Source organism: Herbiconiux sp. VKM Ac-1786 (assembly GCF_015350805.1).
Lineage (GTDB): Bacteria > Actinomycetota > Actinomycetes > Actinomycetales > Microbacteriaceae > Herbiconiux.
The window spans coordinates 1,053,046-1,075,249 of the sequence record NZ_JADKSG010000001.1; the positions used below are offsets into that span (position 1 = coordinate 1,053,046).

At 66.8% G+C, this 22,204-nt stretch carries 29 protein-coding genes; 14 read left to right on the forward strand and 15 right to left on the reverse strand.

The window, feature by feature from the left end; translation table 11 throughout:
• Position 1 precedes the first annotated feature (1 nt).
• The 5 genes from ITJ64_RS05300 to ITJ64_RS05320 all read left to right on the forward strand — a co-directional run bounded on the left by ITJ64_RS05300 (position 2) and on the right by ITJ64_RS05320 (position 4,014).
• A complete protein-coding gene (locus tag ITJ64_RS05300) occupies positions 2 to 760 on the forward strand; it encodes an FAD:protein FMN transferase (RefSeq protein WP_370545047.1) in 759 nt (252 codons plus the stop codon).
• 36 nt (positions 761 to 796) lie between these two features.
• Positions 797 to 1,465 (forward strand): response regulator transcription factor, encoded by a 669-nt coding sequence (locus ITJ64_RS05305; RefSeq protein ID WP_194679687.1) that lies wholly within the window; start codon positions 797 to 799, stop codon positions 1,463 to 1,465.
• Positions 1,462 to 2,682 carry a HAMP domain-containing sensor histidine kinase gene (locus ITJ64_RS19275; RefSeq protein WP_194679688.1) on the forward strand — a complete coding sequence of 407 codons (1,221 nt, stop codon included), beginning with the start codon at positions 1,462 to 1,464 and terminating at the stop codon, positions 2,680 to 2,682. The genes ITJ64_RS05305 and ITJ64_RS19275 overlap by 4 nt, the downstream gene beginning before the upstream one ends.
• Positions 2,683 to 2,889: 207 nt before the next feature.
• Positions 2,890 to 3,744 (forward strand): polymer-forming cytoskeletal protein, encoded by an 855-nt coding sequence (locus ITJ64_RS05315; protein WP_194679689.1) that lies wholly within the window; start codon positions 2,890 to 2,892, stop codon positions 3,742 to 3,744.
• Between the two features lie 3 nt (positions 3,745 to 3,747).
• Positions 3,748 to 4,014: a hypothetical protein gene (locus tag ITJ64_RS05320; RefSeq protein WP_194679690.1), complete on the forward strand. Its 267-nt coding sequence runs from the start codon at positions 3,748 to 3,750 to the stop codon at positions 4,012 to 4,014.
• Between the two features lie 191 nt (positions 4,015 to 4,205).
• Here the strand turns inward: ITJ64_RS05320 and ITJ64_RS05325 are convergent, their stop codons facing one another.
• On the reverse strand, positions 4,206 to 4,745 hold the full coding sequence (locus ITJ64_RS05325) for a flavodoxin domain-containing protein (RefSeq protein ID WP_194679691.1): 540 nt from the start codon (positions 4,743 to 4,745) through the stop codon (positions 4,206 to 4,208).
• Positions 4,746 to 4,815: 70 nt separating this feature from the next.
• Positions 4,816 to 5,370, reverse strand: coding sequence for a BON domain-containing protein (locus tag ITJ64_RS05330; protein WP_194679692.1), 555 nt, complete (start codon positions 5,368 to 5,370; stop codon positions 4,816 to 4,818).
• Between the two features lie 603 nt (positions 5,371 to 5,973).
• On the opposite strand from ITJ64_RS05330, the gene ITJ64_RS05335 reads away from it, so the two are divergent.
• On the forward strand, positions 5,974 to 6,426 hold the full coding sequence (locus ITJ64_RS05335; RefSeq protein WP_194679693.1) for a hypothetical protein: 453 nt from the start codon (positions 5,974 to 5,976) through the stop codon (positions 6,424 to 6,426).
• Between the two features lie 72 nt (positions 6,427 to 6,498).
• On the opposite strand, the gene ITJ64_RS05340 is transcribed toward ITJ64_RS05335, so the two are convergent.
• Complete coding sequence (locus ITJ64_RS05340; RefSeq protein WP_194679694.1) at positions 6,499 to 6,759, reverse strand: BON domain-containing protein; 261 nt, start codon at positions 6,757 to 6,759, stop codon at positions 6,499 to 6,501.
• Positions 6,760 to 7,271: 512 nt separating this feature from the next.
• Complete coding sequence (locus ITJ64_RS05345; RefSeq protein ID WP_228507692.1) at positions 7,272 to 7,448, reverse strand: hypothetical protein; 177 nt, start codon at positions 7,446 to 7,448, stop codon at positions 7,272 to 7,274.
• 187 nt (positions 7,449 to 7,635) lie between these two features.
• On the opposite strand from ITJ64_RS05345, the gene ITJ64_RS05350 reads away from it, so the two are divergent.
• From ITJ64_RS05350 to ITJ64_RS05360, 3 genes are all read left to right on the forward strand, one after another.
• Positions 7,636 to 8,541, forward strand: coding sequence for a universal stress protein (locus ITJ64_RS05350; RefSeq protein WP_194679696.1), 906 nt, complete (start codon positions 7,636 to 7,638; stop codon positions 8,539 to 8,541).
• A gap of 122 nt (positions 8,542 to 8,663) precedes the next feature.
• The gene (locus ITJ64_RS05355; protein WP_194679697.1) at positions 8,664 to 9,167 is read left to right on the forward strand and encodes a GyrI-like domain-containing protein; all 504 of its coding nucleotides are present in this window, start codon (positions 8,664 to 8,666) and stop codon (positions 9,165 to 9,167) included.
• Between the two features lie 42 nt (positions 9,168 to 9,209).
• Positions 9,210 to 9,899: a DUF1345 domain-containing protein gene (locus ITJ64_RS05360; RefSeq protein WP_194679698.1), complete on the forward strand. Its 690-nt coding sequence runs from the start codon at positions 9,210 to 9,212 to the stop codon at positions 9,897 to 9,899.
• Here ITJ64_RS05360 and ITJ64_RS05365 read toward each other — a convergent pair.
• The gene (locus tag ITJ64_RS05365; RefSeq protein WP_194679699.1) at positions 9,840 to 10,379 is read right to left on the reverse strand and encodes an NUDIX domain-containing protein; all 540 of its coding nucleotides are present in this window, start codon (positions 10,377 to 10,379) and stop codon (positions 9,840 to 9,842) included. The two genes, ITJ64_RS05360 and ITJ64_RS05365, sit on opposite strands and share 60 nt — an antisense overlap.
• 115 nt (positions 10,380 to 10,494) lie before the next feature.
• Here ITJ64_RS05365 and ITJ64_RS05370 point away from each other — a divergent pair, with 115 nt between their 5' ends.
• The 3 genes from ITJ64_RS05370 to ITJ64_RS05380 are packed head-to-tail and all read left to right on the forward strand — an operon-like array spanning position 10,495 to position 12,850.
• Positions 10,495 to 10,995: an Hsp20/alpha crystallin family protein gene (locus tag ITJ64_RS05370; RefSeq protein ID WP_194679700.1), complete on the forward strand. Its 501-nt coding sequence runs from the start codon at positions 10,495 to 10,497 to the stop codon at positions 10,993 to 10,995.
• A gap of 2 nt (positions 10,996 to 10,997) precedes the next feature.
• Positions 10,998 to 11,840, forward strand: coding sequence for a universal stress protein (locus ITJ64_RS05375; RefSeq protein WP_194679701.1), 843 nt, complete (start codon positions 10,998 to 11,000; stop codon positions 11,838 to 11,840).
• Complete coding sequence (locus tag ITJ64_RS05380) at positions 11,837 to 12,850, forward strand: zinc-binding alcohol dehydrogenase family protein (protein ID WP_194679702.1); 1,014 nt, start codon at positions 11,837 to 11,839, stop codon at positions 12,848 to 12,850. Before ITJ64_RS05375 ends, ITJ64_RS05380 begins: the two co-directional genes overlap by 4 nt.
• A 24-nt stretch (positions 12,851 to 12,874) precedes the next feature.
• On the opposite strand, the gene ITJ64_RS05385 is transcribed toward ITJ64_RS05380, so the two are convergent.
• The 3 genes from ITJ64_RS05385 to ITJ64_RS05395 all read right to left on the reverse strand — a co-directional run bounded on the left by ITJ64_RS05385 (position 12,875) and on the right by ITJ64_RS05395 (position 14,564).
• On the reverse strand, positions 12,875 to 13,342 hold the full coding sequence (locus ITJ64_RS05385) for a DUF2269 family protein (protein WP_194679703.1): 468 nt from the start codon (positions 13,340 to 13,342) through the stop codon (positions 12,875 to 12,877).
• Between the two features lie 164 nt (positions 13,343 to 13,506).
• Positions 13,507 to 13,731, reverse strand: a complete 225-nt coding sequence (locus ITJ64_RS19280; protein WP_370545048.1) for a universal stress protein — start codon at positions 13,729 to 13,731, stop codon at positions 13,507 to 13,509.
• A 149-nt stretch (positions 13,732 to 13,880) separates the two neighbouring features.
• Positions 13,881 to 14,564: a BON domain-containing protein gene (locus ITJ64_RS05395; protein ID WP_194679705.1), complete on the reverse strand. Its 684-nt coding sequence runs from the start codon at positions 14,562 to 14,564 to the stop codon at positions 13,881 to 13,883.
• Positions 14,565 to 14,712: 148 nt separating this feature from the next.
• On the opposite strand from ITJ64_RS05395, the gene ITJ64_RS05400 reads away from it, so the two are divergent.
• Together ITJ64_RS05400 and ITJ64_RS05405 are read left to right on the forward strand one after the other, a co-directional pair.
• A complete protein-coding gene (locus tag ITJ64_RS05400; RefSeq protein WP_194679706.1) occupies positions 14,713 to 16,074 on the forward strand; it encodes an MBL fold metallo-hydrolase RNA specificity domain-containing protein in 1,362 nt (453 codons plus the stop codon).
• Positions 16,071 to 17,918 carry a heavy metal translocating P-type ATPase gene (locus tag ITJ64_RS05405; RefSeq protein WP_194680857.1) on the forward strand — a complete coding sequence of 616 codons (1,848 nt, stop codon included), beginning with the start codon at positions 16,071 to 16,073 and terminating at the stop codon, positions 17,916 to 17,918. Before ITJ64_RS05400 ends, ITJ64_RS05405 begins: the two co-directional genes overlap by 4 nt.
• Here the strand turns inward: ITJ64_RS05405 and ITJ64_RS05410 are convergent.
• The 7 genes from ITJ64_RS05410 to ITJ64_RS05440 are packed head-to-tail and all read right to left on the reverse strand — an operon-like array spanning position 17,875 to position 22,116.
• On the reverse strand, positions 17,875 to 18,564 hold the full coding sequence (locus ITJ64_RS05410; RefSeq protein WP_194679707.1) for a BON domain-containing protein: 690 nt from the start codon (positions 18,562 to 18,564) through the stop codon (positions 17,875 to 17,877). The genes ITJ64_RS05405 and ITJ64_RS05410 overlap by 44 nt on opposite strands.
• On the reverse strand, positions 18,561 to 19,253 hold the full coding sequence (locus tag ITJ64_RS05415; protein WP_194679708.1) for a BON domain-containing protein: 693 nt from the start codon (positions 19,251 to 19,253) through the stop codon (positions 18,561 to 18,563). Before ITJ64_RS05415 ends, ITJ64_RS05410 begins: the two co-directional genes overlap by 4 nt.
• Entirely contained in the window at positions 19,250 to 19,708 is a 459-nt protein-coding gene (locus tag ITJ64_RS05420; RefSeq protein WP_194679709.1) for a pyridoxamine 5'-phosphate oxidase family protein, read from the reverse strand. Before ITJ64_RS05420 ends, ITJ64_RS05415 begins: the two co-directional genes overlap by 4 nt.
• Positions 19,709 to 19,768: 60 nt before the next feature.
• Entirely contained in the window at positions 19,769 to 20,191 is a 423-nt protein-coding gene (locus ITJ64_RS05425; protein ID WP_194679710.1) for a pyridoxamine 5'-phosphate oxidase family protein, read from the reverse strand.
• A gap of 31 nt (positions 20,192 to 20,222) precedes the next feature.
• On the reverse strand, positions 20,223 to 20,822 hold the full coding sequence (locus ITJ64_RS05430; RefSeq protein WP_194679711.1) for a flavodoxin domain-containing protein: 600 nt from the start codon (positions 20,820 to 20,822) through the stop codon (positions 20,223 to 20,225).
• A gap of 23 nt (positions 20,823 to 20,845) precedes the next feature.
• The gene (locus ITJ64_RS05435) at positions 20,846 to 21,433 is read right to left on the reverse strand and encodes a hypothetical protein (protein ID WP_194679712.1); all 588 of its coding nucleotides are present in this window, start codon (positions 21,431 to 21,433) and stop codon (positions 20,846 to 20,848) included.
• The gene (locus ITJ64_RS05440; RefSeq protein ID WP_194679713.1) at positions 21,430 to 22,116 is read right to left on the reverse strand and encodes a BON domain-containing protein; all 687 of its coding nucleotides are present in this window, start codon (positions 22,114 to 22,116) and stop codon (positions 21,430 to 21,432) included. The genes ITJ64_RS05435 and ITJ64_RS05440 overlap by 4 nt, the downstream gene beginning before the upstream one ends.
• Positions 22,117 to 22,204 lie beyond the last annotated feature (88 nt).

A 22,204-nucleotide genomic window follows, 5' to 3' on the forward strand; every position in this document is an offset into this window, starting at 1 on the left:
CGTGGGCGTGCACGTGTTCGACACCATGGGCACCACGGTGAGTCTGCGCTTCGCCGGCGCCACCGCCCCCGCATCCGTTCTCGACGAGGTCGAGGAGGCGTTCCGAGCCTTCGACGAGCGGTTCAGTCTCTATCGTCCCGACTCCGAGATCAGCCGGGTGGCCCGCGGCGAGCTGCACCTCACCAGGGCGAGCGCCGAACTGCGCATCGCCTACGCCGAGGCCCTCGACTGGTCGCAGAGCACCGGTGGCGCCTTCACGCCCCACCGTCCCGATGGCGTGATCGACCTCTCGGGCACCGTCAAGGCCAAAGCGATGGAAGCGGCCGCGCAGGTTCTCGAGTCGTCCGGCGAAGCCCACTGGATGCTCGTGGCCGGCGGCGACATCCTCGTCCGCGGCAGCCTCGGCGACCTGCCGTGGCGCGCCGGCGTGGTCGACCCCGACGACCGGGATGCGCTGCTCTGCAGCGTCGAGCTCACCGGCCGACGCACTGCCCTGGCCACCTCGGGCACCGCGGAGCGGGGCGAGCACATCTGGCGCTGCGGCGACCCCAGCGGGCCACAGCGCTACCGCCAGGTGACCGTGCTCGCCGACGACATCGTCACCGCCGACGTGCTGGCCACAGCCCTCGTCGCGGGCGGGCCCGAGCGCTGCCCGGAGCTGCTCGCGCGGTTCGACATCGATGCGCTGATGGTCGATGAAGCAGGGCACCTCACCGCGACACCGGGGCTGCAGTGCGCCCGGGGGCTCACGTCGGCATGAGCCCCCCCTGCCCCCTCGTCTCCCTATACTTCGAGCATGCCGGAGCGCCCACGCATCCTTCTCGTCGAGGACGACGCGCGCCTGGCACAGATGCTCGAGCAGCTGCTCGCCGCCGAAGGCTACGAGACCGTGGTCGCCCGAGACGGCCAGCGCGCCCTCCACGAGGGCCTGACGCAGCAGTTCGACGCCCTCGTGCTCGACCGGGGGCTGCCGGTGATGGAGGGGCTGGACGTGCTGACCCGGCTCCGCAGCCGCGGCATCCTGACCCCGGCCCTGGTGCTCTCGGCGCTGGGCAATCCGGCCGACCGCGTCGAGGGCCTCGACCGGGGTGCCGAGGACTACCTCGCCAAACCCTTCGACATCGACGAGCTGCTCGCGCGCATCCGTGCGCTCCTCCGCCGGCACAGCAGTATGGTGCCCGTGCTGGCACTGCCGAACGGGTCGCTCGACACGGCGAGCCGCACCGTCACGACGCGGGAGGGAGCGGACGTGACCCTCTCCGAGCGCGAGTCGCAGCTGCTCGAACGGCTTGCCCGACGACCCGGCCAGGTATTCGAACGCAACGATCTGCTCGCGAGCGTGTTCCCCGATGCCGACGACCCCGGCGTGGTCGACACCTACGTGCACTACCTGCGCAAGAAGCTCGGCCGCGACGCCGTGACGACGGTCCGCGGAATCGGCTACCGGCTCGGATCCCTCGCGTGAGAACGCTACGCACGGGCGACGACCTCAGAGGCTCGTCTCTGAGGCTCACTGCGCAGTTCACCGCCCTGGTGCTGATCATCCTCGCGATCGTCGGCACCATCGTCTATTTCATCGTCTGCACGAGCGTGACCGAGTCGAATGAGCGCGCCCTCGTCGCGGCCACCCGGCTCGACTCACCGCAGGATGCACCGAGCGGCACCTTCCTCTCCCTGATCGACGGGCGCACGGGCAACCAGCTCATCTCCTCCGATGACCTCCCCCCGGGACTGCTCGACACGGACGCGATCCGAGCAGTCGCGGGCGGCGGCGGGGACGTGCAGAACCGACGCACTGTCGACGGCCGCGACTATCTCCTCCTTACCACCTCGGCCACCGGGGACCGCAACCACGACCGGGTCGTGCAGGTCGCCCTCGACCTGCACGAGAGCACCGAAGAGCTGGGCAGGCTCGCGACCGCGCTGATCGTCGGAGGGCTCATCGCAGCAGTACTCGCCTTCGCTGCGGCCTACCTGATGGCACGCCGCGCCATCCGCCCCCTGGCCGAGGCGCTGGCTCTCCAGCGTCGCTTCGTCGCCGATGCCAGCCATGAACTCCGCACACCACTGACTCTGCTCAGCACGCGGGCGCAGATGCTCAAGCGCCGTCCCGGCCCCGACCTCCCCGACGACGTCACCGCCTCGGTCGACGAAATCGTGGCCGACACGCGAGCCCTCACCGAGATCCTCGAAGATCTCTTGATCGCCGCCGACCCACGGACCGTGGCCGACCCGACTCCGGTCGACCTCGCGAAGGTCGCCGACGACGCCATCGCGCTGCTCCACGACGAGGCGACCCGACGCGGAGTCTCCCTCGTCCGGGCGGGCGACCCGGCACCCGTCACCATCACCGGGTCGAGGGCCGCTCTGCTGCGGCTGGTGATCGCCCTGTCGACCAACGCGCTCGACCATGCCCGTTCCGCGGTGGCGGTCACGGTCTCGGCGTCGAACGGAAAAGCATTCGTGCGCGTCACCGACGACGGACCGGGATTCCCGCCGGAGGTCGCGTCCACGGCCTTCGACCGCTTCGCCAGCCGCCGAAACGACGACGGTGCCACGCGCCACTACGGACTGGGATTGGCGATAGTCGCGGAAATCGTCGAGCGTCACCGCGGCTCAGTCACCATCGAGCACCCCCAGACCGGCGCATCCGTGCTGTGCGTATTCGAGCCCTCACGCTGAACCCGAGCACCGCCATGCGCAGCGATCTGCTCCACGGCGCCAAGCTCAGCAGCGCCGGACTTCGGCGACACGCTGACGATCGGTCCTCCCACGGCACAGACGCGATCTCTGCTCCGGTTGCGGCACTGGGACTTACGTCCTCTCCAGGGTCACTGCGGCCACTCAGACTGTGGCCACGCCCACCACCTGTCTTGAGAGGCACACCCCATGAGACTCGCACCTGTCCCCCGTCGGATACTCGGCACGACGTTTGCGCTCGGTATCGTCGCCTTCTCCCTTGCTGGCAGGGCCAGTGCGGCAGGAGCGGCTTCAGCCGCGGATGCGCTGTCCTCCGTCGGCAACGCCGAGGGCCCCCAGTTCTACACGGGGGCGGTCGTCAATGTCACCGACACGGTCGACGGCGATGTGTACGCAGCCGGACAGAGTGTGACGATCAGCGGTGACGTCACCGGTGATGTGATCGCGGCAGCCCAGACGATCACGATCACCGGGACGGTCGACGGCAGCGTCCGGCTTGCCGCTCAGAACGTGACGATCAGCGGCGACGTCACCCGAAGCGGAACCGTCTTCGCCGCAGACATCGCCGTCACACCCACGGGCTCGTTCGGTGACGACGTTGTCGGGAGCGCCGCCACGGCCGCCATCTCCGGTGACATCGGCCGCGACTTGCTGCTCAGCGTGGATCGACTCGCCATCAGTGGCGCGGTCGGCGGCGACGTGTCGTACACCAGCGACAACGAGGCCCTGATCGACGACGGCGCCGTCACCGGCTCCGTCGAACGCATCGAGCCGGCCCAGGCACCGGAACCATCCCCCGGGGCCGTCATCGGCGGATGGTTCCTCGGGCTGCTCTACGCACTCGTCGCCCTCAGCCTCATCACCCTGCTCGCGGGACTCCTTATCCCCCGCTGGCTTCACCAGGTCACGGATCACTTGCTGCCGTCGCCGTGGAAGGCGCTTCTGGTCGGTTTCATCGCTTCGATCACCGTTCCCGCCGCGCTGGTGTTCCTGCTGGTCACGATAGTCGGCGCACCACTGGCGCTGGCAGGCATCCTGATCTAGTCCGTGCTCACTCTCGCCGCGTTCGTCTACGGCGCCTACTACCTTGGTCGGATCGTGTTCCGGGGCGGGCAGCGTCCGGTTGTGAAGGCCTTGACAGGAGGCGGGATCCTCATCGTCGCCTTGAATATCCCCTGGCTGAACATCCTCGTCTGGACGGCCCTGGTCTGTGTCGGCCTCGGTGCGCGGCTGCTCGAGTTCGCCCGGCTGCGCCCCTGGAGCACGACCTCGCGCATCACCGCATCGGAGGTCCCCGCACATGGTGAGAAGTGAGTTCCCCATGGACGACGGCCGTCGGACGGGTTGGTATGACGACGGATCGTCGATTAGTGATCGCTGGTGGACAGGGCAGGAGTGGCTGGATCTCTACGCATTCGAGCCACTCTCCGGCCGCCGAGGCAAGCCTCTTCCCGCGGTCTTCGTGCCTCACGACCTCGTCGTGCGCGCGGACGAACCGGAAGAGATCACGCCCTCTCCGGGCGGATGAGCGTCGTGAGTTCGGTGCCCCAGTGCGCGGCGCGGCTGCGTTCTCCGGGCTCGAGGCGGTGATTCCCCATCACGGAGAAGCTCACCGGCTTGGCCACCAGGCAGATCTGAAAGCGATGCAACGTCTGTGCGATGTCATGTCCCGCTGATCCGACGAACAGTCGCGGTCCGCGAATGCGGGTGTCGAAGACCGCCACCTGCGTTCCGGACGGGATCGCTGCTGAATGGAGCCATTCGCGCATGCCGCTCGAGTCGTTCTCGCCGCGGTCCAGCTGGAGACCGGAGAAGGTGTCGATGGCAAGAAGCGCCGCCTGACCGCGGCTCTCGGCTGTACTGAGCCCATGGTTGTGAGTCGGAGCACCTAGCACGAGGAGATCCACCGCCGGCAGGGTGGCCGGATCGATGTCGTGTGCGGCGACCACGGTCACCTCACCGTAAGGGCCCGCCCCCGTCCCGATCTCGTCCGCGATCGCATGGGTGGCCCCGAACAGTGACTCGAACACGATCAGGATGCGCATGTACAGAATCTCATCCGGCTGACACGAATCCTCGCGACGCACGGCCGAAGCAACCTGCCGTGTTTCAGCGTCATCGGATGGCCGGGCGCGTGAGGGCGAGCCTGTTCTCGACGCGGTGGGCCCGACCGCTGCGGTCGGCTAGGTCGCCGACCCTGATGCGGGTGTCGGCGCCGTCCACGCGGCCCGTGAGGATGACGTTGCCGTCACACACCTCGATGCCGACCCCATCTGCCGCGCCGCACGCCGTCAGCGCGTCGGCTACGGAGGCCGCGATGCGTGCGTCCGAGGGGTTGCCGGCCCCGGTTCGGACCGTGACGTCGTTGGCGACCGCTCTGACCCCGGGCACGTGAAGGGCGGTTCGGGCGGCGGTGTGGCGATGCCAGGAGTACGGCACATGTCCGGTGAGGGTGACCACGCCGTCCTGAACGATCACATCGACTGTTTGAGCGTCGACACCTCGGGTGGTTTCGAACTCGGCGATGATCTGGTGCCTGAGTTGCGCATCCGTGGGTTTCGCATTCCCCTCTTCTATCCGGAACGCTTGCGGGACGGTCGGCGGCAGATCCCGTGCGCGCGGATCCGGCACGGCAACGCGACTCGGGAGCGCAGATGGCATGGAGTTCATGCTCCCAACCCTCGTCCGGTTCCGGATGAGGGATGGGGACCAAAGTCATTCGGCTGAGGCCTGCACTGTGCTGCACCCGACGTGCACTCGCGCTCATGCTCCGGCGGTCGGGTGGGACTTTGGTCCCATGTCCACGCCGGGTCGCCGATACTGTCGCAGTCACGGGCTGGTCCCGGAGGCCGCAGAGACTCAGGGACGGCCCGTCCCGACTGTCGCACGGCTGATGCGACGAGGCGGTCCGACCCCAACAAGGGATCGCCTCGTCGCATGTTGGGTTGCTACCCCCAGACACTGGGAGGTGAGCAATGGACGCTCTGGGACTTGGATCTCTGAAGAAGTTCGACGGGAGCTCGCGACCGCCGTCGATGTGCTCGACGACCGAGCCCGGAAGCTTTTCGCGTCCGACTATCGTCACCACCACCGGTCTCGTCGTCGTGGCCCTCACCGCCGGCTCAGCTCCTGTCACCTCACTCGACGTGTCGGCGGTCGTCGAGTTCATGGAACGCTCCTCCCTCGCACTCGCACTACTGCACGCACGACAGGAACAGCAGCGCAGCACGACCGCCGTGGACCACGCCCGAATGGCCCGCGACCTCCACGACCATGTCATCAAGCAGCTGCTCAACCGGCATCGGCATTCAGGCATTCGCAGCGACGCTTGCCGAACCGCGCGACGAGGTCACGTCCTTCATCGATGAGATCGATGCGGTGATCGCCGGCATTCGTGCAGCTGCGTTCACCCTCACCCGACCGACGCAGGCTGCTGTCAGTGTGCGGCATCGCCTCGTCGACATGCTCACCGAGCTCGAAGACACCCTCCCAATGCACCCAACGATTCACTTCTCCGGGCCGGTCGATCTGTTCCTCATCGACGAGTTGGCCGACGACGTCCTCGCCGTCGTCCCGGAGACCCTGGCGAACATCAGCCCGCACGCCCGCGCCGAAGCAGTCGTCATCGATGTGACAGTGGCACAGCGCCGCGGAGGTTCCTACCTACTGGAATCGCGCCCACCGCACGGCACCCACGCCCGTGGGCAGGTTCCCCTGGAACGGTGATGCCGACACCCGTTCACCGGCCCCGGGTGTATTCCGGAGGGTGCTCTGACGGTCGTGATCCACGCGACGGTGTTAATCAGCGCCACCGGGAGTTGATCCGGTGGGTGCCGAGCGCGATACCCTCCTGAAGAGGGTGATGCGGTTGTCGACCCAGCTGACGCCCTTGATCTGACGCACCTGATTCTCCGCAGCACGACGTTGCCCGTCACACGCCACGCTGCCCATGAGGATCACGCTCCCGTGGCTGACGGGAGCGTCGACAGTGCCGTCGCGCAGGCCGGCCGTCCATCGCGGGGCATGCTGGATGGCGTCGGCGACATCGGTGTCACTCACCGGCGTCCCACTCGTTTCAGCGACCGAAGCCTACCGCGAGCTCCCGCACCGACGGGATGAGGGAATCACCACCCAGAAGGCGACACGACACGGTCTGAAGTCTCACGACCAGTCCTGCCCTGGAGCCCTCGCGGACTCAGATCGGGCCAATAGGTGGCCGGGCCCTCCCGGCCGAAGGGGAGAGCCGCAGCCACCGACCGCCACCACGCCGTTGTGGTGGACCACCGCGCCCCGCTGATCGCCCTTTCCGTGACCCCATTTCCGGCAACCGCATGCTGTGGGACAAGAGCCCCCGAGTATGGTTCGAGGGGGTACCCCCGTCGGGATACCGCGTCTGTCACATCAGCCATTCGTTGCGGTCCATGCGACTTGTCAATCGCAACGTGCGATCCTCAGGATGCGACTCCTAGACCCTTGACGCTGTCCGGGTGCGACCCGTGACCAGAACACTACGGCGACGGCAATCGTGGCGAAGGACCAAAGTCCCTTGGCTGTGTCTGCCGTCAAGGCTCTCAGACGCTGAGTGCCAGCAGCACGTGGTAGATCACGTATGCCGGCCACACTACGGCCTGCAGCAGCCCCAGGATGACTCCCCAGAACGAACCGTCGGACGTGGAGATGAAGTACACCGCGGCGCCTATGTAGGCGAGGAGGAAGACGAACCCCCATGGGCCATCCCGTACGACCACTCCTGCTCGTTCACTACGACCCATGACCCTCACTCCTTCTGCCTGTGTTTCCCGGTCGCCTCATCCGACCGCAGCTTCGGGCATGGACAAGAGCCGAAGGTCCTTCCTGTTGCGAATGGACCTTTGACCCTACGTAGCCCGGTGCGAAAGCGGAATGCTGAGGCCGATCTTGGAGGATTGCATGACAGTGAGAACAGTGGTCGCTTGGGACGACTCGGTGGAGAGCCGAACCGCTGTCGCGTGGGCGATCGAACGGGCTCGCCACACCGCGGCGGGCCATGAGGTCGTGCTGGTGCGCGTGATCGATGAGGTCAGCTTCATCCCGGGCAAGACCATCACCCCCGAGGATTTCCATGCTGCCTCGACGGCCGTGGCCGCGGAAGCGGCCCGGATCGCCCGGGAGCTGCCCGCCGCACGGATGTCCAGCCAGGTGGTGATCGGCGACACGCTCAACGCGTTGCGGCGATACACCGATCCCGCCTCCCTGCTCGTGGTCGGCACCGAGGCACGGACCTATGCGCACTTCCGATTCGCCTGGTCGATCGGTGCGCGTCTCGCCGCCACCGCTCTCGGCCCGGTCGCGATCATCCCCCGGCACGTCACCGGGACTCGCTCCGGCGTCGTCGTCGGCGTCGACGGCTCCGAGACCTCGACACGCGCCGCCCTGTTCGCGGCAGGTGAGGCCGCGCTACGGGGCGTGGAGTTGCACATCATCCATGTCTGGCTGGTGCCCCCGGTCTGGCAGGCCGACTACGTCTACGACGACCTCACCCTGGACATGCTCGGCGAAGAACACGAGTCGATCGTCCACGACGCGGCGGAACTGGTGAGACGCGCCCGCCCCGAACTGGTGGTGAAAGCTGAGGCGGTTCGTGGGACGACCGTGCGGGCGCTGCTCGACGCGTCGCCCTTGCCGCAGCTCGTGGTTGTGGGCTGCCGCAGCCGGAGCGCGGTGAACCGGTTCGTGCTCGGTTCCGCGAGTCACGAACTGATCCTGAACCTCGACGTGCCCGTCGTGATCGTCAGTGACCGGGTGCGCGAGGCGGCCACCGCCGTCGGCTGGCAGCGCACATACGAACCGATCGGAGGATGATCCCGTGACCCCCCATTGATGCCATCAAGACGGGCTTCGCGAACTACGCCATCTTCACGGGCAGGGCAACGCGCGGCAACCGCCTCGCCTCTTCCTACCCCACCATCTGACCCCGGAGAACCATGACGTCGACCCATGAAGTGACCATGCCGGAGACTACGGTGGCCGGCACTCGTTCTACCGTCTCTCTCGCGGACTTGCCGACGTTCTTCGCATCCGCCTTTCAGCGTGCCCTGGGCGGCCTCACGCGCGCGGGGACGTTGCCGATCGGACCTCCGATCACGATCTACTTCCGGTCCTGCGCGGGTGGAATCGATCTCCTCGCCGGTTTCCCCGTGACGAAGTCACCGAGCGCTGAAGCCGCATTGACCTCCGTCACCGTGCCAGCGGGCCAGGCTGTCACGGCGGTGCACAAGGGTGGGTACGGCTCCCCCGGTAGCACCTACGCAGAAATCAGCGAATGGATGCACGCGCGGGAACTCGGCGAACCGGGAATCATGACCGAGCAATACCTGGTCGGCCCAGCTGACGACGCCGACTCATCAGCGTGGCGGACGCTCATCACGTACTACTTGGAACGCGCCACCCACCCGTCCCCTGTCGACTCGACAGGGGACGCGCCGTGAAAGCGTTCGCCGACAACGGAGGTGAGCGGGCTCTGACGCATCATGAAATCTGAGACAGATCATCGCACCGCGAGACACCGTCCCGAGCAGGGATTCGACGGCATCTGGCATCACGCCGGATTCCGTGTCGCTGTCATGTTCGTGGTGTTCGTGCTTTTGGGGTGGACGGTCGGGATGTCGGGGTCGTGGCTGCTGGCGCCCGCTCTCGGCTGGATCGGGGCCGCAATGACCTTCGTCATCTGGGTGCGGGTGTCCGTGCTTCGGCTCGGTTCCGCCGACACCGCCATGCACGCCACGCGCGAGGATCCGACTCAGCCGGTCGCGCAGACGCTCATCATCCTCGCCAGTCTCGCCAGTTTCGGGTCCCTCGCGCTGCTGCTTACCGAGTCGCGGGCCGCGGGAGGTATCGCCCAATTCGGGCTCGCTGCTGCCGCCGTGGCCACGGTGGCCACCTCCTGGATACTGGTCCAGGTGCTGTTCACGCTGCGATACGCAGCGCTGTATTACCGCTCGGGCGGTAAGGGAGTCGACTTCAACCAGGAGGACAGGCCCCGCTACCTCGACTTCGCCTATCTTGCGTTCACGATCGGTATGACCTATCAGGTCTCCGACACCCCCCTGACGAGTTCAGTGCTGCGTCGGGAAGTCCTGCGTCATGCCCTGCTGTCGTTCTTATTCGGTGTCGGTGTTCTCGCATCCGCTGTGAATCTCGTTGCCAGCCTCGCCCGCTGACGCTCGGCGACCTGCAGAGTGTGAGTTGAGGCGGCGCACGGCGTCGAGAATCGGCAGCTGCCCCAGCACCAGCTTCGAGCCCGCCGCATCGAGGTCGAACCAACGAGCATCGTCGATCTCGGGAAACGTCTGCACCCGCCCCGACCTGGGAGGCCACTCGAGCTCGAACGTGCCAGGTGACGTCACAGGTGGTAGCTCCTCCACGTCGGCGACGAAAGCGATGATGAGCTTCCCGGACGGCTGGCGGAACTCGCCGAGTGGTTCGAGTGGGGCCGCGATCGGGTTCCCGGTCTCTTCAAGGAACTCCCGCCGGGCCGCGTCCAGAGCGTCCTCATCGCCTTCGATCAGGCCCTTGACGATCGACCAGGATCGGTCCTTCCGCGCCCAGAAAGGGCCGCCCATGTGGCCGAGATACACCTCGGTGTTCCGGCGTCGCCGATACGGCAGGATCCCGGCACTGCGCGTCGTGCGATCTCTCATCCCTCGACCTTCCCGGCCGGCGTGGTCCGACCTATGGGACCTTGGTCAATGATGCGCCTCGCCCGTGAATCTACAGTCGCAGGTACACCGAACATCCGATGTCAAAGGAGCCATCATGGCACGCAATCTCGTCCGCTTCGATCCGTTCGCCGAGCTCACCGCGCTGCAGAAGCAGTTCTTCTCCGACGGGCCCTTCTCCAGCCCGCGCACGGCGACACTGCCGACGACCGACGTGTACACCGAGGACGACAATCAGCTGACCGTCGAGGCCCACCTGCCGAACTTCGCCGAGGACGACGTCACCGTGAACATCGATCAGGGTGCCCTCGTGATCCAGGCCGAGAAGCACCTTCGTGAAGAGGACGCGAAGAAGAAGTACGTCGTGCGGGAAAGCAGCACGAGCTTCTACCGCCGCATCGATCTGCCGGAGCAGGCCGACGACGACCAGGTGCAGGCCACGTTCGACAACGGCGTCCTGAAGGTCACCGTCCCCTTCCGCCAGCTGCCGTCTCCGAAGAAGGTCGCGATCACGACCTCGACGAGAGCGCCGCACGAGGCAGTACCGGCAGCGCCCGAGTCGGCGCCGCAGTCAGTGAACTCCGCGAACGCCGGCTGACCGTGTTCGACCGGATCGTCATCGGGTGGACCGACTCCCCCTCGGCCCATGCCGCCTCGTCCTGGGCGGTCGCCCGCGCAGGCTCGACCCCCATCACCCTGGTGAGTGTGGTCGGCGGGCACGAAACCGGCACCGACTACCTCAGCGCCACATCCCCGGAGGCTGCCACGCGGGTGCGGCTCATGGAGACTGCGGAAGCCTTCCGAGACACCCATCCCGCTGCGTCGATCTCAACCGAGGTCGTGCGGGGCTCCACGATCGGCGAGCTCCTCTCCGCCTCGTCGCCGCAATCGCTGCTGGTCGTCGGCGGAACACCCGGTGCACGGAAGCCGGGACCGTTCGGGTGGTCTATCGGCGCGCGGCTCGCCGCCGCGGACAAGCCGGGAACCGTCGCTGTCATCCCAACAGATTCCACGACGCCGCAGCGTGAAGGGGTCGTGGTCGGATACGACGGCTCGCTGGCCTCTAGTCGCGTACTCGAGCTCGCCTTCGCCGAGGCACTTGCCACACACCAAGAGGTGCGCCTTGTCCACGCCTGGACCGCGCCCCTGGAGTGGCAGGACGTCTATGCGCCCGACCTCGGCCTCGGGGACTCCCTCGAGGCCCTCCACCAGGGCGTGCTGCACACCGGAGTCGCCCGCGCCGGGCACATCCCGGGACTGGCCGCCCGCGGATCCCTCGTCTATGGGGCGCCGGCACCCGCGATCGTGGACGCGGCGCAATCCGCGTCCGAGGTCGTGATCGGCAACCACGGCAATCACGGGCTGCGCCGCATCCTGCTGGGCTCGGTAAGCCACGCGGTCGTGCGCGCCCTCGTGGCACCGACCATCATCGTCCGGGCATGAGCACGATTCCGTCGCCGGAGTCGGAGGCCTGGGTCACCACCGGCGACGGCGCGATTGCCCGAGCCGTGCGGCACGTGGTCGAGCCCGAAGGTGATGAGGTTCTCGTGAATGTGCTCGCCTGCGGGGTCTGTCGCACCGACCTTCACATCGTCGACAGCGAACTGCCCAGGCACCGCGCCGAGGTGGTGCCCGGCCACCAGATCGTCGGACGCGTGACCGCAACCGGCCCCGGCGTGCAACGGACACGCACCGGAGAGCTGGTCGGCATCGCGTGGCTGCGTGAGACATGCGGGGTCTGCGATTACTGCACCGCGGGGCGGGAGAACCTCTGCGACCAGGCCCGGTTCACCGGCTACGACGCCGACGGCGGCTTCGCCCGTCACGCCATTGCACGGGAACCGTTCATCTACCATCTCCCATCGGATGCCGACCCCGTGTCCACCGCCCCCTTGCTGTGCGCCGGCATCATCGGCTACCGGGCACTGCGGCGTGCCGCCCTTCCGCCCGGGGGTCACCTCGGCCTCTACGGGTTCGGATCCAGCGCCCACATCACCGCGGCTCTCGCTCTCGCCTCAGGCGCATCGGTTTCGGCAATGACCCGAGGAGAACACAACAGACACCTCGCCGAGACCATGGACCTCGCATTCGTCGGCAACGAAGACGCATCCCCGCTGTCTCCCCTCGACTCGGCGATCATCTTCGCACCAGCCGGCGACCTCGTGCCGGGCGCGCTGCGCGCTACCGCGCCCGGAGGCACCGTGGTCATCGCCGGCATCCACCTCACCGACATCCCCGCTCTCAACTACGGCGAGCACCTCTTCCGGGAGAAGAACCTTCGTAGCGTCACCGCGAACACCCGAAACGACGGCCGAGAGTTTCTGCGGATAGCCGCCGCACTCCGCATCGCACCCTCAATCACCCGGTACGCCTTCGATGACATCCCTGGCGCCCTCGACGACCTCCGCTCCGGAAGGGCATCCGGTTCCCTCGTCATCGACACGACGGGCTGAACCGGAGCACCGCCGTCAACTGAGCTAGGGCTTCCACACCATCAGGATCACCACGCCGACCAGAAGCACGGCGACTACTCCTGATCCGACGGTCACCGCGAGGCGGCCGGCGACAGCAGTCACACCCGCCGCGCCGCCGTCATCGACCGCGGCGGTACCGGCGTCGCCGTCCCGTGCGGCGCGCCTCAGCGCGGGCACCACGACGAGCAGACTGGCTGCGACCGCGATCAGGTACAGCACGATGGAGGCCATCACCCACGGTGTGGTGATCGACAGCTCGTATTTCGGGTCGGCCAGACCGACGAGAGCGAAGCCGAGCAGGAAGACGATCAGCGACAGATAGCTGAAGATGGCCGTCGACCGGGCGAGGGCGGCGACCTGGTGGCCGTTCCCGGCCCGTGCCGCTCGCAGGGCTGACATGGGGAGGATGGCCATAGGTCCGACGATGAAGACGGCGCCGACCACGTGCAGGATCGAGATGACAGTTTCCATGACCCGAACGTACTGAACACCACCAAATGTCGATGGGACCAAGGACCATCGCCCGTGGCTACGTTCAGGACAGATTCGGAGCGCAGCCATCCGTCATGACAAGCCAGACGATGGGACAGCTCTCGGTGCTGTCGCGCCCACGGTGGTTGTGCCGCTCGAGTGCATCACTCTGCCTGCTGCGCCCGCTGCTTGAGGTCTTCCTGCCGGCTGGGCACAACGAGCACGGGGCACGTCGCAAGGTGCACGCACTGCTCGCTGACCGAGCCGAGCATCAGGGCGGTGAAGCCGCCGCGCCCGCGAGATCCCACGACCAGCATCCTGGCCTTTCTCGCGATCCCCAGCAGGGTCTCGGCGGGTTGCCCGAGCACCGCCCGGTACTCGATCTCCACGGTGGGGTGTTTGTCATGGAATGGGCGGACGTGGCGGATGAGTGATCTCCGCTCGCGGGAGCTAACCTCGCCCAAGGGCAGCACGGAGCCACCCTCGGAACCGTCGTGGCCCACGACGATTGTTTCGGATGAGGCCTCCTCCGGCGGTGTCATTGCAGGTCGGGGATGACGCGGATGTCGTTGTGGACGTCCTTGACAGCTGGATGCTTCCACACCGCCTGTTCCGCATCGTGCTTCTGCTGCGCGGTGGAGACGATCCCGCCGAGATACACGTCACCCTGCTGGATATGTACGCTCATCTTGGACACGTCCAAGGATCCCTGCCGGCGGAGCGCTTCGAGTAGCTGCTCCTGGAAGTCGGCTGGGTAGGGGCGGGCCATCAGGATGATGCGGTTCTCAACCGCCCGAACGTGCGCGAGTGTGCTGACGAGCTTTTCGGCCGCCCTGCGCTGGTAGTTGTATTCGACGTTGCCGCTCAGGATGACCTGGCCGTCGGTGACCTCTGCTCTGACTTTCTCGTAGGGCTGTTCGTTGAGCCAGGAAAGCACCGCGGTGATGCGTTTGGCGATCTCGATGTCACTGAACCGCACTCCGGGCTCCCCGGTGACCAGGATCTCGTCGACGACGCTGACGACTCCCGCGACCTTCTGTGCCGCCTTCACGGCGATGTAGCGCTCGGAGAGGGTGTCGACCTCTCCCCCGAGAACCACGACCCCGTCTGAAACGGCGACGCCGATCCGCGCTTCGTCGAGGTTCGGGGTGTATTCGAGTTCGGCCATCACCGCCTGCTGAACAGCACGGTCGGTGTCGTGCACGGGAGCGGTGAGTGCCATGGTGTCCTCCGGATCGTGGCCGTTCGGTCGACATCAGGCTACGAAACGGATGCGTCCCGAAGAGGGACTAAAGCCACTCGCTCGAAAGCCCGATCGCGGGAGTGTGGGAAACAGTTCGATCAGACGGAGGCGCGCGATGACATCAAGGATGAGCTTTCTCGGTGCAACCGACACCGTCACCGGATCCCGATATCTCATCGACGGCGGCGGGCAGCGCACTCTGGTGGACTGCGGACTGTTTCAGGGCGTGAAGACCATTCGGGACAGGAACCGTTCCCCGCTGCCGGTGGCACCGGATTCGATCGACGCGGTACTCCTCACCCACGCCCATCTCGACCACTCCGGTTACCTCCCCGCACTCGTTCGTGACGGCTTCACCGGCCCGATCTACGCCACATCGGGAACGGCCGAGTTGTGCGAGATTCTCCTGCCCGACAGCGGGTACCTCCTCGAGCAGGAGGCCGCGCATGCGGCGTCCCATCACTTCTCTTCTCACAGCCGGCCGACACCGATTTACACCGCGGCCGACGCCACCGCATGTCTCAGTCGATTCCGAACCGTCGAATTCGATGTGCCCGTCCAGTTGTCGGGCACATCGTCGGCGACGTTCGTTCCCGCGGGGCACATCTTGGGCGCCTCGCAGATTCGGGTGACCGAGGACTCGTATTCTGTGCACTTCACCGGCGATCTCGGGCGTGGCGGCGATCCCTTGATGCGCGCACCACGAGACCTCGAGCCATCGGACGTCCTCGTCACGGAATCCACGTATGGCGACCGCGTCCACTCGGACGATGATCCCGAAGCGGTACTGGGAGATCTGATCCGTCGGGTGGCCGGAAAGGGCGGTGTCGTCCTCATTCCGGCGTTCGCCGTCGGACGGACGGAGACGATCCTGCTGCATCTGTCCCGACTGCGTGATCGTGGCGAGATCCCGGACGTGCCGATCTACCTGAACAGCCCGATGGCCATCAACGCGGCCCGCATCTACGAGCGCCATCCCGACGAACACCGCCTGGATCGGGCTGAGGTCGAGCGCATGTACGACATCGCCCACCCGGTCCGCTCCGTGGACGCATCGAAGCTCCTGAATCTCCGGGGCGGACCGATGATCATCATCTCCGCCAGTGGAATGCTCACCGGTGGAAGGATCCTCCACCACATCGAGGCCTACGGATCGGATTCGCACAATGCGATCGTCCTCACCGGGTTCCAAGCCACCGGGACCCGAGGTGCAGCGCTGACATCAGGGGCGCGCACCTTACGGATCTTCGGACAGGACGTGCCAATCCGTGCCGAAGTGCTCGACCTCGACAACCTCTCTGCCCACGCCGATGCCGACGAACTGCTCGCATGGATGGCACGCACTTCTACGCCCCCCGCCATGACCTACGTCACGCACGGCGAGCCGAGGGCGTCCGACAGCCTCAGGGCACGCATCAAGCGCGAACTAGGCTGGCGGGTGCGCGTTCCGGAACCAGGCGAGACCGTCGACCTGGGCGCTCCGCAGTGAGCCGACTGCGCTACCCGCTGGTGGCCGCGACTGTCGCTGTCGGAGCGGGTGCCGGCATCCTTGTCGCCACAGGTCTTCCCGCCGTCGCGCAGGGGCTGGTCGCGGTCTACGCGCTGGGGATCGCCGGCGTGGAACTGGTGCGGATGATCCGCCGGCTCCGGCAGGGGGTCGTCGGAGTCGATGTTCTCGCCGTGATCGCGATCCTCTCCACCGTGCTCGTCGGCGAGTCCCTGGCCGCGCTGATCATCGTGCTGATGCTGACCGGAGGGGAGGCGCTCGAAGATTTTGCGCAATCGCGTGCAGAACGCGAGTTGAAGGCGTTGATGGACCGGGCGCCCCGAGTCGCCCATCGGATCGCTTACGGGTCCGCCGAGCCGACCATCACCGACGTTCCGACCGATGACGTCGCGGTGGGGGATGTCCTGCTGGTCCGCCCGTCGGAGATCGTCCCGGTCGACGGTGTTCTCTCCGAAGAGACCGAGTCGGTGGATTTCGACGAGTCCTCACTGACCGGGGAGAGTCTCCCGGTCGAGCACCGCGGCGGTGACCTGGTGTTGAGCGGATCAATCAACGGATCCACGGCGGTGCAGATCGTCGCGAGCCGGGATGCCGCCCACAGCCAGTACCAGAGCATCGTCCTGCTCGTCACCGAAGCAGCCGCGCACCCGGCGCCGGTGGTGCGGCTTGCGGATCGCTTCGCGCTGCCCTTCACCGGGGTCGCGTTGCTGATCGGCGTCATCGCCTGGGCGCTCTCGGGCGACCCGGTGCGCTTCGCGGAGGTTCTCGTGCTGGCGACACCGTGCCCGCTGATCATTGCGGCTCCGATCGCGTTCATGGCCGGGATGAGCCGCAGCGCGAAGGCCGGCGTCATCGTGAAGGGCGGTGCCGTTCTCGAACGACTCGCCCGCATCCGCACCGTCGTGTTCGACAAGACAGGAACCCTCACCGAGGGACGCCCCACCATGACCCGAGTGCTCCCCGAGCCGGGGTACAGCGTGGATCGCCTCCTTCAGCTGGCCGCCTCGGCCGAGGAGTACTCAAGCCATGTGCTTGCAAGCTCGATCATCGCCGACGCCCGCGACCGAGGGCTGGCACTGCTCCCGGCCGAGCGGGCGGAGGAGGTCGCCACTGCCGGCGTCGCAGCTGTCATCGCCGGTGCGGACGTGCGTGTAGGAAAGCTGTCCTTCGTGCGAGAGCGTGCCCCCCTCGCTGCTTCACCGAACCTCGAACCCGGTGAGCTCGCCATCTACATCTCCGTCGACGACCGCTTCGCCGGAGTGATCGTCGCGCGCGACCGACTTCGCGACGACGCTCGCCGGACCATCGACCAGCTGACGCGGCGTGGCGCTCGACGGATCGTGATGCTCACCGGTGACGCGCACGCGACAGCATCCTCCATCGCTCGGCTGGCCGGCATCATGGAGGTGCGGGCAGACTGCCTCCCCGCGGACAAGGTGGCGGCCGTGGCCGAGATCACCGACCGGCCGGTCATGATGGTCGGGGACGGCGTGAACGATGCCCCGGTTCTGGCGGCCGCTGACGTGGGAATCGCGATGGGCGCGCGCGGGGCGACGGCGGCCAGCGACTCGGCGGATGTCGTCATCCTTGTCGATGACCTGTCGAAGACCGTGGATGCGGTCGTGATCGGTCAGGACAGTGTGCGGATCGCGTTGCAGAGCATCTGGATCGGTGTCGTGCTGAGTGTGCTCTTGATGGTGATCGCCGCGACCGGTGTCATCCCGGCGGCCGTCGGCGCCGGGATCCAGGAGGCAGTGGATCTCGTCTGCATCCTGAACGCGCTCAGGGCGCTCCGGGGACGCGGTGACCGATCTCGAGCTCGTTGACGACCGCGGCGACGTGGGGTTCGTTCCATGCGATGCGCTCGGCATGCCGCTTGGCCTGATGCGACGGCACGAACCCGGAGAGGGTGACGGTCCCGTCGGCGACGGTCACGTCGATCGGGCACCCATGCGTCAGCGCGCTGCGGCCGAGGCCGGCGTGGATGTGCTCCCGGATGCGCAAGGACGGTTCCCGGGGGGTGAGAGTGATCCGGTTGTCGATCCAGCGCACTCCGCGCATGTGACGGATGCTGCTTTCGGTGACGCGGCGTTGGAATTCCCAACGCACCTCGCCGGTGAGGATCACGTTGCCCTCATGCACCACCACACTGACGGCGCCGTCGGGGACGGTCGCGTTCCAGGCGAGTCGCTGCACGATCGCCTCCGCGAGCACGGTATCGGTCGGGGCGTGGTGCAGCGCCCGGATCTGGATGTCATTGGCTACGGCCTGCACCCCGGTCACGCCGAGGGCCGCCGCTGTGGCGGCGCTGAGCTGCTGGAGGGTGGTGACGTCGCCGCTGAGGGTGACGACGCGGCCGCCGACGCTGACGCCGATTTGGGTTTGCCACAAGCCGGGGATGGAGGCGAGCTCATCCTCGACCATCTGCTGGATCGCGGTGTCGGTGGGCACTTTGCCCTGCACGTATGTCACGGCTGGACCTGCGTCGCGTGGGTGTGGATGATGAGGTTGTTGCGCACCTCCGTGATGTGGGGTGAACCCCAGGCGGCGAGTTCGGCCTGGTGCTTGGCGTCATAGCTGCGCACCTCCCCGGTGAGTATGGCGGTGGTGCCGTCGACGTGGACGTGGATGGCTTCGGCGTCGGTCAGCGCGTTTCGTTCGAGAGCAGCGGTGATCCGTGTACGGGTGTCAGCCGCTGAGGCGCGGGGTGCGAGGGTGATGCGGTTGTCGACCCACTGCACGCCTTTGAGTGCCGCGATCTCCCGTTCGGCCCCTCGCCTGGTGGTGTCCCAGCTCACCTGCCCCGTGAGTACGACACCGCCGTCGTGCACCTCGGCATCGATCTCGCCGGTCGGGATGCGCGACGACCAGGTGAGGGCCTGTGCGACGGCGGCGGCGATCTCGGTGTCGGTGGGGGTGTCGTGGGAGCCGCGCACGGTGATTTCGTTGGCGACGGCCTGAACGCCCCGCATCCGTAGCACGGCTTTGGCGGCGGTGTGCCGGTGCCAGTAGTAGGGCACCTCGCCGGTGAGCGTAACGGCGCCGTCTGTGACGGCCACGCCGATAGCGGGTGCATCCACGCCTGCTGTCCAGATGAGTTCGTCTTCGACGAGTTCCTTGATCCGCGCGTCGGTGAGCCCGGCCGCCTCGGTGATGGTCATGAGTGGTCCTTTCTGGTGCGGTGGTCGGGTTGAGTGGTGAAGCGCACGCCGGTGATCGTGACCGGGGTGATGACGAAGTAGTTCCACTTCGTCGAACGGGTGAAGGTGTGCAGTTCGTCGACACCGGAGGTCTGGATGTCGGTGTCGATACTGAGCCGCCGTGCGGTGCCTCGGAGCACGACGCTCCAGCGCTGCCGGTTCTCGGTGCCGTCGGTCTCGAAGGCGACACCGGGCCTCTCGGTGAGGCGGACGATCTTCGTTCCTGGCGCGCTGCGGAAGTAGACGAGTCGGTCGGTCACGAGGTGGTTGATCGGGAAGATGTCGGCACCCTGGTCGTCACTGACGGCGAGGCGTCCGAGTTCGGTGGTGGCCAGTAGGCGCCAGCATTCCTCCGGGTCGAGGGTCTCGACCACATCCTCGGCGTGGATCTCGTGCGGTCGGGTCGTCCAGTTCATTTCGTGACTCCAGGATTCGATGGCTTTGACTAAGGTCGTGAGCGGCGCACCGGCGCACGATCAGTAGCGGTCCGGTTCCGGTGCACGCTGGAAGGCACGACCGCTCAGGTGGACGGGGCGGATGCGCACCCAGCGGTACTTGAGGGTGGGCAGGAACGGTACGAGCGGAAGCGAGTCGGCCTCGTCGATCTCACTCTGATGCTGCAGTTCCTCGGCAGTTCCTTTCACCACGACGCTGTAGGCGGCGCTGTCGTCGACATGATCGATCTCGAAGAGGACGTCGGGATGGATGGTCAACTCGATCAGTTTCGTGCCGGGGGCAGTGCGGATGCACAGGGTTCTATCGGTGACGACATAGTTCACGGGGAAGATGTCGATCTCGTCCGCCGCCTTGACCACGAGGCGCCCGAGCGTGTTGTCCGCGAGCTTCTGCCAGCACTCCTGCTCACTCAGTACCTGCACGACGTCGATGATGTCGTCCATTGCAGTTGTTCCCTTCTTCCGTGAGTACCAGTCAAAGGGCAGGGGCATCCGAACTACGGGTCTTTGGTCCCACGCCCTTATCGGCGGCGAGTTGTCGCTCACGGAGCAGGTTGAGGTGCCCGGCAAGCTGAGCTCCCCAGTCGGCGGCTTCAGAGAGTTGCCCCTCGACCAGCCTGTGGCCGGCGTCGATCAGGAAATCGCGCGGGGCGACGAGGGGCAGGTAACCGGCGGCGCGGATGTCGCGTACGATGCGACGGGCGGCCGAGCCGGTGAAGAGCCGTGGGGCTTTGGCGCTCCGCGTCGAGAAGGCGGCGAAATGTTGCGGCCGTGACGCCCTCGGGAGGGAGCGCAGCATCTCCCGCAGTCCGCGGGTGACATCGGGCCATTCGAACACCAGGGCGGCGTCGCTGCGATCGGCGACCTTCCGGGCTTCTTCTCGTGTCGCCTCTGAGCTGAGCCCGAACACGTGGGTCGGACCTCCGGCGACGAAGAGGTCGGTGTGCATGATCTCGGTAGGGTCTGCGTTGGCGCTGTTCACGATGGTGATGTCGGCGAAGGGGCGGAGCTGGTCGGCGATGGTCTCGGCGACCTGGCGAGTGGCACCGAACATGGACTCGTAGACGATGGTCACTCGTGCACGTGGAGATGCCTCGTTCATGTGATCTCCTGTCGGCGTTGTGAGAGAGCGGCGTCGAACCAGACGAGTGCGCGGCGCATCGACTGGTCCACGTCGTCCCACGTCAGTGTCGTGCCGAGCGTCGGGGTGCACTCCAGCACCCTCGAGCCGGCACGGTCGACATCGTCGTCGCTGGCGCTGACGACTCCGGGCAGCGCGCACGTGGCGATCGCCGTCACGTCCTGATGGTCGCTCGCGGGAAGGGCTGCCGGTGCCGCCGCGCCGATGGCGAAGACGCAGAGTCCGGTCTGGCCGCGCCGGCGGCTGTCCTCGAGAACGGACGCGAGGCGGCGAACGAGGTGCGCGTGAACTGCGTCCGGGCTGACGGTCGTCTCTTCCGGGGTGAGCAGGTCGACCGAGAGCGTGCTGTACCCGTGTTGATGGGCTGGGGTGCACAGGTGTTCGTCGTTCCGGCCGAAGCGCGAGAAGGCGGTCGGGTAGGCGATGACGATCAGGCCCCTGGCGTCCGGTTCCGTGTGCAACCGCCCCTGGATGGCCTCGTCTCCCGGATACACCACGTCCGTTCCCCCGGTCGGCAGGTGAGTGATGGGAGGGTGCATGGTCATCGCAGTCCTTTGGCGTCGACGTCGATCTGGTTGTCGACGTGCTGCACGTGGGGTGAGTTCCAGGCGGTCCGTTCGGCTTCGCGTCGTTCCTCGTACGAGCGCACGGTACCGGTGAGGCGGACGGTGGTGTCGCTGACGGCGACGGTGATGTTATGGGCGTCGATGAGAGCGTCCCGGCGGAGGGCGTTGCGGATCCGGGTCCCGGCATCCACTGCCGACACACGCCGCGACAGTTCGATGCGGTTGTCCACGAGACGGACGGACTGGACGTCCTGCACGGCCTTGCGGGCGGCGCGACGCTGGTAGTCCGAGTCGACGGTGCCGGTGAGGATCACGGTCCCGTCGTGGACGGTCACGGCGACTGACCCGGTGGGCAGGGTGGTCGTCCAGGTCAGGACCTCGTTGACATGGCGGGCGATCTCTTCATCGCTGGCGGATGCTTCTGCGGAGCCGTGGACAGTGATTTCGTTCGCCACGGTGCGGACGCCATCGACTCGAAGTGCCGCCTTCTCTGCGGCGATTCGCTCTGGCAGGGAGGCGACCTCACCGGCGAGGGTGACAACGCCGCCTAGGACGGCGACACCGATGGTCGCGGGGTGGATGCCAGGGGTCCAGTCGAGTTCGTCGATGACGGACTGCTGGAGGCCCCGGTCGGTGGGGGTGAGAACAGGTGAAGTAGCCATAACCCGATCCTGCGTCCCGGTACACCGGCACACAGTGACTAAGGTCCATCGAGACCAGACCGCTCACTTCGGCAGGAGAAAGTCATGG